Genomic DNA, 10,023 nt, shown 5'->3' with positions numbered 1-10,023 from the left:
CTTCTGAAGATGGTGTCTGACTGCGATGCCGAGGGCGCTAATCTGCCACCGCTTAGGCTTGCCGCAGTGCGCGATAAGGCCACGCTGGCGTAACGTTCGTCGCAAACTGTCCTGTGCGCGACTGGCAGGTAAAAGCCGTTGCCCATTCGTGAGGCGGTTTAGAATGTCCGCGTGCGCAGCGCCGAGGCAGGCAGCTATCTGCTTTACTGTCCTATCGGTCATGGCTTCCTCCGCGCACCCGCTCGAATTGCCGAGAAAAGCGCATCGTCCAGATGCTCAAGACCACCGTTGCCATCGACGACTATTTCATTCATGAATGCGTCTATCGCGGCTTCAATGTCCGGCTCGGCAAGGATTTCGTTTAGGATGTTGCGGGCAGCCAGATAGCAATTGCGCCGTTCAGTCTGATCAGACACATAGGATGCTATGTTCCGCGCCAAATCTGCCCCGGCGGTGTAATCGCTCGCATTCTGCTGTCCGTTGGTAAGCGTATCGGGGTCAGGCTGTTTGCCTTCCGCGCCGATCCAGTGCTCAGCCGAAAAATCGCCGTCATCACAGATGTTGCATTTGTCGTGCTCGATACGAGCCACCCAGGACGGCACATCCGGGAAGTCCGTGCGGCGGAAATCGACCGAGCGCTTGCATTTGCGGCAATGAAGTTCGATCATCTGCTTATCGGTCATGGCTCACCTTTATGGGTTGGGTCTTGGGGTGTGGAAGCGAGCGCACGGAATCTTTCCTTGCGCGCCTCATTTTCAGCCTTCTCCGCTTCAGTCGGGCAATACAGGACAGGGCGTGATGGCCATACATCGCCGCCGTCAAAGCAATACCAGTGACCGTCTGGCCATGTGCCTGAGTAATGCGTCTCATGGATGCCGGTACTGCCCGGCTCCACCGCGTCGAACGTGCTGCCGTCCTTCGGGCAGTAGATCGCTTCTCGCCAGCCCAGGTCCTTCAGCCGCGTGTAAGCCTCATGCATAAGATTGATTGCATCTTGCTCTGTCGGCATCAGGGCGGCGCGCGCTGCATCGCGGGCGGCGAACACGTCCGTGCTGGCGTCCCATTCTTCGGCAGTCACGCTGATACGGTTACTGCCATAGCGGCCGAACAATTCCGTAACATGCTCAGAACATTCCTTGTCGGCGTCGTGCAACGCCTGCAAACGGTCCTTCATAGATCCCTCGCCTTCATTGCTGCACTGGCAAGAGCAAGGGCGGGGGTGGGTGCGCTGGGGACGTGGGCAAAGCCGCCATCTCCAACGGACGTGATGACCGCCTCCCATCCATCAGCGTTCTCACCCAAGTTCCACGACCACCATTCCGGGACGAGAGTCGCAGCGCAATCTATCGAGGCGGTGTAGGCGGGGATCGCTCCCGGCCCCGCGCTAGGCCGGTTGCAGCTAAAGTTCCGCTGGAACTCTCCCGGATCGATTGCCCCAACGACATGCCCGTCAATCACCAGGCACTTGCCCTGCCATTCAAGTGAATAGCCGTGGTGCGCTGCCCATATCTCCGCATCCACTTCCCTGCTTGGACCGGTAAGGGCTTCTATGCGGGTGGATAAGGGGGTCATGGACGCGCCCTCCGCTGCTTCCAACACCGATCGCAAACCTCGTGGCGTTCCAAGCTGCCCAGGACCATGAACTTTGACAGCCGCCACTCATGGAAGCCGAGCAGGCAGGGAAAGCGTTTGCGGAACCGTGCTATGCGCGACGATAACTCACTCATGCCGCCCCATCCCGTCCCATCATCGCGATACTTGCCCGCATCGCCTTAATCCGCCGTTCCGCGCGACTTTCCGCGCCTGCCTCGTATGCCGCACGTCGTTTTCGTGCCGCCTCGACGCTGGGATGTACGGGACGCTCCTGCGCGTCCTGGAATTCGGTTCCTCGACGTATCAGCATGGAAATTCCTCCTGCTTCAATGCATCCAAATCCGATTGGCGCGCCCATCCTTTCGCGACCGCTGTGATCCGCATGGAGGGCATGAGGTCGCGCAACTCGTCGATCCCCATCATCTCGCCGTCATCGAGCGGGCCTGCCTGGGCGATCCGTAGCGCATCGATATTCGCCAACAGGGCCTGCGCCTGCTCCATCTGCCTGCGCAACGCGCTTACGACATCAAACCGGGGCTTATACCCATAGATGGCTGGCACGATCTTCGCCGGATGGTCAGCAGTGCGACGCGCATGTCGGCAGGCGTCCTCGAATATCACCGCGGGGACGTCGCGCACCTCGTCGAATGCGGCACGCGCCCAAGATAATCGCTCCTCAGGTTTCATGCCTACCGGGACCGCCAAGACGAGGCATTTGGCCAGTTGCGCCAAGGCTATCGTCTGATCCGGGGGACCGAGCTTCGCCGCCAGGTCCGCGATCTTGGATTCCAAGCTCCTCCGCGAGTTCGCGGAAAGCCCATTCGGTTGATCCCATGTCTGAGCCGAACCCTCGGCCGTTCGCACGTTGTGCATGTCGGAAAATTCCTTCCATGAATTCGATGATGTCGCTGGGACCGGCGCGATGCGCTCTGCCAAGGGCCACGATCACGGCTTCGTCGCCATGATGCTTGCGCCATTTACCCAAGAGGCTGCCCGCTTGTGACTTCGGAATGCCGTGCTCGGCGAACAATCTTCGCCCGGCATCGAACATCACTTTTGCGGGGTCGGGGATGATTGAGGGATCAATCGGCGCGTCTGCGCCCGATACGTTAGTATCGGAACTATTATTATATCCCTCTCCCTCTCCCTTTACTGTCTCTCTCTTAGCCGTGACATGCGTGTGACCTGTCACGGACATGTCACTGTGACTTATTGTGACATTATTCTCCTGCGCAAGCCTGCGTAATTCAGCGGTCTTTGTGGAATATTCTGGTGTAATTCCAATAGCTTTTAGGGCAGCGAAGATGGCGCGACGGTCCTGCCGTTCACGCTCTTTCCGCTCGTTGTCGGCGGCGCGCTTGCTCTGATACTCGCGGCGTTGGGGCAAGGCTTCCAGCGCTTTTTCGCATACGACAGGGTGATAGAGACGCCCGTCCGAGCACTTGATCCACCCCCGCATGATTATGTCACGTGACATGTCACACCACGTGTCACGCGCACCGGAAAGGAAAGCGAGAATGCGATCATCGTCGGGCAAACTGCCTGCCGGAACCTGGTGCCATGACTTGCACCACAGGGCGAAAGCGGCTTTGAATTCCTCGCCGGTCGCCAGCGCGAACATGTCGGAATCGAGGACGCGGATCGTGTCCATCGGCATGAACGGCATGCCGCGCAGGTCACAGTCTGGCGGGGTGAGCGGGGCTGTCACGGAGTCAGCACCCCCAACCCACGCAAGATCGCCTCACCCTCATCGGCCGTGCGGAAAACATGAAACGGCACGCCCCGGTGCGCACACCACTCCCGCCAGTCCTTCTGGGCCTGCGTCAGGGTGCCGGTCTGGCTTTTCGCTTCCAGCGCGGCCGATCCGCCATCCCATAGGAACAGGTAATCGGACGTCCCGGTGACGAGGCCGAGCGCTTTGGAAATTGCCCCGGCGACGCCATTGCGATGGCCGTGAGCCAGTTCCTGGGCGGGGTGCGTCCAGACGGCATGGAGACGTCCCTCCAACGTCGCGACGCGGAGGCGGTTGGCGAACTCGCAGGCCATGAAATCTTCAGGGCCGAGCCGGACGTTCCGGGATAACCGGACGTACGTCATCAGCCGGACCAGGAATCCGGGTGTCGTCACGCTTCCATCCCCAGATAGGCCCGCGCGAACGCCAGCGGCCGATGTTGCCACTCTGGCGGGATCGCCAGACGCGCCGCCGTGCGGGTCACCAGGTCCTCGATCGCGTCGACCAAGCCCTCCGATCCGAGCGCGGACGCCCGTTTTCGCGCGAGGAATTCGGCCTGCCCAGTATGGAGCTCGATATTGTGATTAGGGCCGAGCGACGGCGTCTCTCGCCAACGACGGCCCAAATTGGCCCGGTTGCTCATGGCGCGACCTTACGAAGTTCCGCATCGGCCTCGGCGGCATCGTCGAGGATAGCGAGGGCAGGGGACAGTGCGGCATGGCAATCATTCTGTCCGGCCTTTTCTAGGACGCGGAGATGATCGCGCAGCAGTGACCGGGCGCGGGTCAGGTCCGGCTCGGCGATCTGGATGAGGGACGTCGTCCGGCCGCGCGGCTCCCATGGCATGGCCGCATAGTTCTCCGCCTCGCGCATTTCAGCATCTTCGCGTTTATCGGCGGCTATGCGCGCCTCGGCATAAAACTGGGCACCCGACTTGCCGTAGGCATATTGTTCGAACATGGTGATATCGACCGACCAGAGGTGCTGCATAAGATGCGCGGCGGCCTCATTCGCCTGCTGGTGCGAGCAGCCGATCGCGTCCAAGATCGGCATCGCGAGATTGCAGTGCCATCCCCAGGCATATTCGGGGTCGGCCATGAGGGCTTTCAGCGCATCGTACTCGCTGACTGGGATTTTCGTATCTGGCATGGTTGATCTCCGGCTGATCTCATCCTCGCCCCGGCGCGCGGCCGGGGTCCGGTGAAATCAGCGGATCAATCGATGACCCACCAGTCATCTGCCAAAATATCAGTTTGGCTGGCCACCCAGGGCGTTACGGTTTCGTTCACACTCTTGATTGCGATGTATGCGGTGTAAGGCACCAGCGCTTCAGCACCGAAATACGCTTTGGCTACACCGGTCTGGGCGGGGTAGCTGTTGGCCGGGACATGGTAGATGAACATGCCTTTGCCGTTCCAGCCCGTGCGCGCGACGCGATGACCGGCCTTGAGCAAGACGATCGCATGCCCGAACGACATGCCCGTCATGGGCTGATAGGCGGCCTCGAACACGTCGCGCGGCGACCATGAATCATATCCGTCGGGATAGCGGACGGCATAGCCGGGCTGTTCGTCGCGATCCTGCGGCGATGCTTGGATGATCTTCGTTCCAATATATTGCTGCATCTGAGCCTCCTGCTTCTGGGGGCGCCGGTGGTCATGATTTACGGCTTCGTATGCCCCCCGCCGGGTCCGCTTTGACGTCTGGCGGCGGCAACCCTCAAACCGCCGCCAGCAGCATCATGACCTTGTTTTCAGGCAGGCCGGCGCGGCGTCTGCCCCTGAAGGCCCGGAGGGGTAGGGCGTTATTCCGGCGCGCCGATAAACAGCGGCAGAGCGGTCTCGACCTTGGCGCGCTCGCACGCCTTCACGAAAGCATCGTCGAATACGGCGTCCGTGTTCCAAAGATCGAACCAGAAGACGATGCCATCGGCTTTCTTCCGGTATCGCAGTCGCGCCGGGATCCGATAAAAGCCGTCATGGGCAAAGACCGGGATGCAGATGACGAACAGGCCGGGCACGTCCACCGGAGCACCGGCGCCATCGGTGTGACTGCTTTCAAACCTGATCTGACCCTCGCCGGTTTGCAGGTTCTGGACCTGCTTGACGACGCTATCCTCGTTGATTTGCAGGCCCTTCGCCAATTCCAGCAGGCGCGATGGGCTGGCGATCTTGTCTAGGCCAGTGGTTCCCATGAAGTGCCGAACGCGCTCATCCAGCGTCGAGGGATCGTCGATATAATCGATATCGACGACGTTGTTTTCGAGGAAAAGCGAGAACTCGACCATCGACATCACCGTGCCGGAGGCGGCAGTCCACGTCTTCCATTCGTCGGAGAGCGGGAAGGCGAATGATGTCCGATGCTTGCCGAAGCGCGGCAGAGCCGAGGGTAAGAACACGCCCTCCCCATCGACGCGGCTTTGATGATAGTCGAGCACGGCCAACAGACCAGGCGACTTGCGGTCATCGCGCGCGAACAGGGCGCTATCGTTGTCCTTGAATCGGTTGACGTGATCGATGAAGCTGTCGAGGCGCGTCATGGCGGCGGTTCCGCCGCGCCGCGTCGGGCCATCGCGGAAATTATCGAAAACCTCTCGCCCGACTGCGATGATGCCGGTTTTGCTGATGAGTGCGGGCACCTGCAGACCCGTACCCGGCTCCTCAATCAGGACCATAGTAGGCTTCTGATATGCCTCAGCAGCTAGGATCGCTTGCTCGATCGTTTCGCCGATGCCTTCCGCGCGCATGCGGATGACGTCGGGCGGCGCTAGTTCATCACTCATATAAACAACTCCTTATGTAGCTGGGGATTAGTTCCGGACTTCGCGCCGGGGCGTCACGTCACGCACGGTGCCGAACAGGTTCCCCTGGCGCGGCTTGTTGGGCGTGAATTTGTTGTCCTCGGTGACCCAGCCGACCGACTGCTTGCGCTTTTCGGTCGGGCGCTTGATCGTGTGGGATGCGGCGAACACGTAGAATCCGGCCGGATCGCGGGCGATTTCGATCTTGATGTTGAGCGTCGCTTTCAGCTTGCCCTGGCCGGATGCTTCGGCGAGTTCTTCCAGATCGGCGGCAAGCTCGTTGAGGTCGAACGCGACATCAGCATCGAACTGGCCATCCTCCTGCATGCGGATAAAGTCAGCGAGGGAATGAGCGGCAGGGTAACGCTGGCCACCGTCAGCGGCGACCTGTTCGATAATCTCCCCGGTTTCGGGGTCATGGGTATCAGGCACTAGAAGCCTCCTTTGTCTGCGGTTCAGCAGCAGAGGACTTCTCGCGGACCTGTAGACTGAGCTCGTGCCAGTCGCGTTCGGTGACGGCGCCATCGGTGAGATCGCGATACTTCTCGACGGTCTCGGTTTCAGGACGTTGGACACCTCTTTCGTGCCGTGACACAACAGAAGCATTGGCGACCCCGACTATCTCGGCCACCTGGTCGAGGGTCAGTCCGGTGAGTTTGCGATAGGCTCTAAGCTGCATAGCGCCGCTTTTATCCGTATAGTACAAAAACAAGTCAATCGGTAATTGTCCGTTACGGAAAAGACCGCTAGGGGCGGCTGGTGTATTTCGGACAAATGACGAGGAAAGAAAGCAATCGGCTGTACGCGCCGAACCGTATCCGCGAACTTCGTGAGGCGCGCGATTTGAGCATGGAGATGCTTGGGTCTAAGGTCGCTGAGCATCTGGGCCGCGAAGAAGAAGTGTCTTTTTCGATGGTGGCCAAGATCGAGACGCGGATGCGCGCGCTTTCTCTCGACTATATCCTGGCGTTCGCCAAGGCGCTGAACGTGTCGCCGACCGAGATATTCGCCGAACCGGAGAAAACCGTGCGTTATGCGCCAATTCTGGGCAAGATCGCGGCCGGAAACTGGTCGGAAGCGGTTCGCGATCCGCGTGGTTGGGTGCCTATTCCCCCGGATGTTGCTGGGCCCAAAGCTTTTGCGCTCTTGCCGGACGGGGATTCTATGGATCTCATTGTCGGTGACCACGGCTATATCATTGTCGATCCCGACCAGATCGATCTGATCAACCGGAAATATTACGCTGTCGCCAATGCGGTGGGCGAAACGACGTTCAAGATGTTCAGCGCGTCGCCACCGATGCTGATGCCCTGCTCCTCGAACAAGGCGCATGAACCGATCTTGATAGGGCGGGAGCCCTTCACGACGATCGGCCGCGTCACCTTCGCGGGCAAGATGCTGTAAATTTTTTTTCGCGGCGCAGCGCGGACAAATTACCGTTCTAATTCAACGAGCTTGGTTGCTGTTTCGCGGCATGAGGTTGGCTGTCTAGGGCTGCTTATTGTCCTAAAAGTACAAATATCTATTGCAAGGATTGTCCGATACGGATAATCGGTCTCCCGTGAACTGGAGATCGAGAAGATGTTTCGTCGCCTTTCCCTAGCCGATGCCTCGCCGCAGCAACCCATAGCCCCCAAAGCCCCCGCTGCGACTGCCCCCCTGACCGGCTCAACCAACCCCGTCGTCGTCGAGGCTGACGACGGGGCAACCTTTCCGCGTGGGCATTGGGGTTTCGACCGCGACGCCTACAAGCACGCGATCCTCTGCCAGCTTCTGCAGGCGGGTATCTATTTCTTCACCGCGATCATTATCGCAGCCGTCGGCGCGATGATCCTTCTCTCGGTGGCCTTCGGTGCATGAGCGTCATCAGACTCCTCACTGCGCTGGCGATGTGCACGTTCGTCATTCTGAACGTGGCGGGCGTCGCCATATTGCTGGACGGCCCGGATCACGGTCCGATTTATTGGCTCAACAAAGCCGTACTGACCATGTTTGCCTGCTTCCTCATCTGGCGGGGAGCGACGCGATGAGCCTGTACGAAGGTTCCCAGCCGCATGAGGACGCCATGTCCTACCATATCGAGCGCCGGTCGTTCGGCGACCTGGGTCCGGCAATGGACATGCTTCGCAACGAGGACGTGCGCGACATGATCGCCTGCGCGCCGTGCGGAAAGCCTGCCGGGGAATATTGCGGCCACTGGCACGGCCAGGCGGATATGCCCGTCATCTGTGTCCATCGCAGGATGCAGGCCGCTAAGGCACTGCGCCGGGAGCGGGCCGCATGACGCACGAACCTCGCCAATGGGCCATTGATCGAGCGATGGAAATCATGCGCGGCGACGCTCCACCGCACTCACGCGCAGAGTTCAATGAGTGCGTGCGAAATGTCGCGCTATATGTCGAACAGCGAGAGCGTCCGCCCAAAGGGGAGGATCGCCCATGAGCCGCGCCGCTCTCGACTATTCGCTACGCCGCGTTTTTCGCGTCGAGCCCGCCGGACTGGAAGACAATCCCGCGCTTGGCCTCATCGCAGGTCTCTATCGCATCCGGCGCGGTGTCTGGCGGCCAATTGCCGTCTGGCATGGTCAGCCGCTTGATCCCGATAGCGGCGAGGAACTGGATCGGTCGCCCCGTTGGCAGGTGCTCTATTGCGGGCGCTTGCTCTGGGATCACAGCCTTGTCTGGCCCGCCTGCTGGGCCAATCCAATCGACCGCGACGAATATATCTATCTGATCGAGCGGATGAATTACGCGCGTGCGCATGATCCGCGCGACCCGTTCGGCAAGCCGTCGTCGCGGATCGACCTTCTCAACTGCAGCCCTCCATCTTTCTGAAAGGAACCGCCGTGGCAACCGCTCCGATCGGGCACAACAACCCTCCGTCCGTCAAGGAAGTCGCCCTCATCGAGGTCAGCGAAGCCCTTGCTCCGATGTTCAAGCGCGCGGCCGAGTTGCTGGCCAGTGCTGAGAAGGCGAGCGCCGAGGACGCCGAAAGCGCGGGCAAGTGCGCTGATCTCGTCAAGATGATCCGCGCCTGCACCGATGAGATCGACCGGAAGCGCAAGGAAGCGCAGAAGCCCTATGACGATGCGATCGGTGTCATGCGCGATGCGCCGCGCAAAATCCTTCTCGACCTAGATAATGCCAAGCGCAAGGTCGCGGCCCTCGGTGCCGAGTTCGACAAGAAGGAACGCCAGCGCCTCGCCGATGAACAGGCGGAGAAGGATGCGCAGGCGGCGCGCGACCGCAAGGCGCTGGAAGATCGCGCGGAATCGCTGGGCGTCGAGCTCCCGCCGGAGGAGCCGAAAAAGGAACCGGCGCGCGGCAAGCCCGTCAAGGCCGTCCAGTCCGACATGGGCTCGTCCTATTACGAGCGGACGAACGACGTCTACACGATCGTCGATCCCTATGCGCTGCCGCTCGAAATCCTGAGCCACGAGAAGGTGACGGCGGCGATCATCAGCGTCGCGCGCGAGATGCGCAAGGGGAACAAGGATGCTCGGATCAAGGGCATCGCGATCACGACCGAAACCACGACGGTGGTGCGGTGATGTTCAAGACGCGCCCCTACGATCCCAGCCGGAAGGATACGCGGACTCCCGCCCAGAAGGCAGCGAACGAGCGGAATTTCCGAATCTTCCAGTTGCGCGGCCTCCATGCGCAGGTCGGTCTCCTAACCGGTCGCCGGCGGGAGCAGGCGCGCGATCTGGTTGACCGCGAACTCAAGGCGATGGGCGCGCTGCCAATGCGCGAGCACGCGGATGAACGCTGGCGGCGGATCGAGGCCAAGGCGCGGAAACGCAAGGAATTGGAAGCCGAACGCATATTGGCCGGGCGGTGTCCGACCTGCGGCGATCCCGCGCTCGAATGCGATTGCATCCCCTTTTAACCGGAGACAT

Annotated in this window: 19 protein-coding genes; 7 read left to right on the top strand and 12 right to left on the bottom strand. The window is 60.6% G+C overall.

All coding sequences use genetic code 11. The features are described from left to right. Positions 1 to 218: 218 nt before the first annotated feature. The 12 genes from KFK14_RS12860 to KFK14_RS12805 form a co-directional block, all read right to left on the bottom strand. On the bottom strand, positions 219 to 683 hold the full coding sequence (locus KFK14_RS12860; RefSeq protein WP_212607932.1) for a hypothetical protein: 465 nt from the start codon (positions 681 to 683) through the stop codon (positions 219 to 221). Then, a complete protein-coding gene (locus KFK14_RS12855; RefSeq protein ID WP_212607931.1) occupies positions 680 to 1,174 on the bottom strand; it encodes a hypothetical protein in 495 nt (164 codons plus the stop codon). The genes KFK14_RS12860 and KFK14_RS12855 overlap by 4 nt, the downstream gene beginning before the upstream one ends. Next, positions 1,171 to 1,572: a hypothetical protein gene (locus tag KFK14_RS12850; RefSeq protein WP_212607930.1), complete on the bottom strand. Its 402-nt coding sequence runs from the start codon at positions 1,570 to 1,572 to the stop codon at positions 1,171 to 1,173. The genes KFK14_RS12855 and KFK14_RS12850 overlap by 4 nt, the downstream gene beginning before the upstream one ends. Positions 1,573 to 1,896: 324 nt before the next feature. Beyond that, the gene (locus KFK14_RS12845; protein ID WP_212607929.1) at positions 1,897 to 2,280 is read right to left on the bottom strand and encodes a hypothetical protein; all 384 of its coding nucleotides are present in this window, start codon (positions 2,278 to 2,280) and stop codon (positions 1,897 to 1,899) included. Further along, complete coding sequence (locus KFK14_RS12840) at positions 2,270 to 3,301, bottom strand: DUF1376 domain-containing protein (RefSeq protein ID WP_212607928.1); 1,032 nt, start codon at positions 3,299 to 3,301, stop codon at positions 2,270 to 2,272. Before KFK14_RS12840 ends, KFK14_RS12845 begins: the two co-directional genes overlap by 11 nt. Next, complete coding sequence (locus KFK14_RS12835) at positions 3,298 to 3,720, bottom strand: VRR-NUC domain-containing protein (RefSeq protein ID WP_212607927.1); 423 nt, start codon at positions 3,718 to 3,720, stop codon at positions 3,298 to 3,300. Before KFK14_RS12835 ends, KFK14_RS12840 begins: the two co-directional genes overlap by 4 nt. Next, positions 3,717 to 3,968: a hypothetical protein gene (locus KFK14_RS12830; RefSeq protein WP_212607926.1), complete on the bottom strand. Its 252-nt coding sequence runs from the start codon at positions 3,966 to 3,968 to the stop codon at positions 3,717 to 3,719. Before KFK14_RS12830 ends, KFK14_RS12835 begins: the two co-directional genes overlap by 4 nt. Beyond that, a complete protein-coding gene (locus KFK14_RS12825) occupies positions 3,965 to 4,474 on the bottom strand; it encodes a hypothetical protein (RefSeq protein ID WP_212607925.1) in 510 nt (169 codons plus the stop codon). The genes KFK14_RS12830 and KFK14_RS12825 overlap by 4 nt, the downstream gene beginning before the upstream one ends. A 65-nt stretch (positions 4,475 to 4,539) precedes the next feature. Further along, positions 4,540 to 4,950: a DUF2829 domain-containing protein gene (locus tag KFK14_RS12820; RefSeq protein WP_212607924.1), complete on the bottom strand. Its 411-nt coding sequence runs from the start codon at positions 4,948 to 4,950 to the stop codon at positions 4,540 to 4,542. 179 nt (positions 4,951 to 5,129) lie between these two features. After that, entirely contained in the window at positions 5,130 to 6,107 is a 978-nt protein-coding gene (locus KFK14_RS12815) for a DUF2303 family protein (RefSeq protein WP_212607923.1), read from the bottom strand. A gap of 27 nt (positions 6,108 to 6,134) precedes the next feature. After that, the gene (locus KFK14_RS12810) at positions 6,135 to 6,557 is read right to left on the bottom strand and encodes a hypothetical protein (RefSeq protein WP_212607922.1); all 423 of its coding nucleotides are present in this window, start codon (positions 6,555 to 6,557) and stop codon (positions 6,135 to 6,137) included. After that, positions 6,550 to 6,804 carry a helix-turn-helix domain-containing protein gene (locus tag KFK14_RS12805; RefSeq protein ID WP_212607921.1) on the bottom strand — a complete coding sequence of 85 codons (255 nt, stop codon included), beginning with the start codon at positions 6,802 to 6,804 and terminating at the stop codon, positions 6,550 to 6,552. The genes KFK14_RS12810 and KFK14_RS12805 overlap by 8 nt, the downstream gene beginning before the upstream one ends. 95 nt (positions 6,805 to 6,899) lie before the next feature. Here KFK14_RS12805 and KFK14_RS12800 point away from each other — a divergent pair, with 95 nt between their 5' ends. The 7 genes from KFK14_RS12800 (at position 6,900) to KFK14_RS12770 (ending at position 10,013) form a co-directional block, all read left to right on the top strand. Continuing rightward, positions 6,900 to 7,529, top strand: a complete 630-nt coding sequence (locus KFK14_RS12800; protein WP_212607920.1) for a LexA family protein — start codon at positions 6,900 to 6,902, stop codon at positions 7,527 to 7,529. 177 nt (positions 7,530 to 7,706) lie between these two features. Then, positions 7,707 to 7,985, top strand: a complete 279-nt coding sequence (locus tag KFK14_RS12795) for a hypothetical protein (RefSeq protein ID WP_212607919.1) — start codon at positions 7,707 to 7,709, stop codon at positions 7,983 to 7,985. Then, entirely contained in the window at positions 7,982 to 8,155 is a 174-nt protein-coding gene (locus KFK14_RS12790) for a hypothetical protein (protein ID WP_212607918.1), read from the top strand. The genes KFK14_RS12795 and KFK14_RS12790 overlap by 4 nt, the downstream gene beginning before the upstream one ends. Continuing rightward, positions 8,152 to 8,409 (top strand): hypothetical protein, encoded by a 258-nt coding sequence (locus KFK14_RS12785; protein ID WP_212607917.1) that lies wholly within the window; start codon positions 8,152 to 8,154, stop codon positions 8,407 to 8,409. Before KFK14_RS12790 ends, KFK14_RS12785 begins: the two co-directional genes overlap by 4 nt. Positions 8,410 to 8,563: 154 nt before the next feature. Continuing rightward, positions 8,564 to 8,959: a hypothetical protein gene (locus tag KFK14_RS12780; RefSeq protein ID WP_212607916.1), complete on the top strand. Its 396-nt coding sequence runs from the start codon at positions 8,564 to 8,566 to the stop codon at positions 8,957 to 8,959. A gap of 11 nt (positions 8,960 to 8,970) precedes the next feature. After that, positions 8,971 to 9,675 (top strand): hypothetical protein, encoded by a 705-nt coding sequence (locus tag KFK14_RS12775; RefSeq protein ID WP_212607915.1) that lies wholly within the window; start codon positions 8,971 to 8,973, stop codon positions 9,673 to 9,675. Then, entirely contained in the window at positions 9,675 to 10,013 is a 339-nt protein-coding gene (locus KFK14_RS12770; protein WP_212607914.1) for a hypothetical protein, read from the top strand. Before KFK14_RS12775 ends, KFK14_RS12770 begins: the two co-directional genes overlap by 1 nt. The last annotated feature ends 10 nt before the right edge of the window (positions 10,014 to 10,023 follow it).

This window comes from Sphingobium phenoxybenzoativorans (assembly GCF_018286635.1).
Lineage (GTDB): Bacteria > Pseudomonadota > Alphaproteobacteria > Sphingomonadales > Sphingomonadaceae > Sphingobium > Sphingobium phenoxybenzoativorans.
Note: the sequence above shows the minus strand (reverse complement) of the source record. Positions and strands in the feature narration are given on the sequence as shown.

Excerpts from the sequence above, each read along its gene's own strand:
- KFK14_RS12855 (WP_212607931.1), bottom strand. The coding sequence starts at position 1,174 with ATGAAGGACCGTTTGCAGGCGTTGCACGACGCCGACAAGGAATGTTCT.
- KFK14_RS12830 (WP_212607926.1), bottom strand. The coding sequence starts at position 3,968 with ATGAGCAACCGGGCCAATTTGGGCCGTCGTTGGCGAGAGACGCCGTCG.
- KFK14_RS12780 (WP_212607916.1), top strand. The coding sequence starts at position 8,564 with ATGAGCCGCGCCGCTCTCGACTATTCGCTACGCCGCGTTTTTCGCGTC.
- KFK14_RS12860 (WP_212607932.1), bottom strand. The coding sequence starts at position 683 with ATGACCGATAAGCAGATGATCGAACTTCATTGCCGCAAATGCAAGCGC.
- KFK14_RS12785 (WP_212607917.1), top strand. The coding sequence starts at position 8,152 with ATGAGCCTGTACGAAGGTTCCCAGCCGCATGAGGACGCCATGTCCTAC.
- KFK14_RS12800 (WP_212607920.1), top strand. The coding sequence starts at position 6,900 with ATGACGAGGAAAGAAAGCAATCGGCTGTACGCGCCGAACCGTATCCGC.
- KFK14_RS12850 (WP_212607930.1), bottom strand. The coding sequence starts at position 1,572 with ATGACCCCCTTATCCACCCGCATAGAAGCCCTTACCGGTCCAAGCAGG.
- KFK14_RS12770 (WP_212607914.1), top strand. The coding sequence starts at position 9,675 with ATGTTCAAGACGCGCCCCTACGATCCCAGCCGGAAGGATACGCGGACT.
- KFK14_RS12825 (WP_212607925.1), bottom strand. The coding sequence starts at position 4,474 with ATGCCAGATACGAAAATCCCAGTCAGCGAGTACGATGCGCTGAAAGCC.
- KFK14_RS12845 (WP_212607929.1), bottom strand. The coding sequence starts at position 2,280 with ATGAAACCTGAGGAGCGATTATCTTGGGCGCGTGCCGCATTCGACGAG.
- KFK14_RS12805 (WP_212607921.1), bottom strand. The coding sequence starts at position 6,804 with ATGCAGCTTAGAGCCTATCGCAAACTCACCGGACTGACCCTCGACCAG.
- KFK14_RS12815 (WP_212607923.1), bottom strand. The coding sequence starts at position 6,107 with ATGAGTGATGAACTAGCGCCGCCCGACGTCATCCGCATGCGCGCGGAA.
- KFK14_RS12820 (WP_212607924.1), bottom strand. The coding sequence starts at position 4,950 with ATGCAGCAATATATTGGAACGAAGATCATCCAAGCATCGCCGCAGGAT.
- KFK14_RS12790 (WP_212607918.1), top strand. The coding sequence starts at position 7,982 with ATGAGCGTCATCAGACTCCTCACTGCGCTGGCGATGTGCACGTTCGTC.
- KFK14_RS12795 (WP_212607919.1), top strand. The coding sequence starts at position 7,707 with ATGTTTCGTCGCCTTTCCCTAGCCGATGCCTCGCCGCAGCAACCCATA.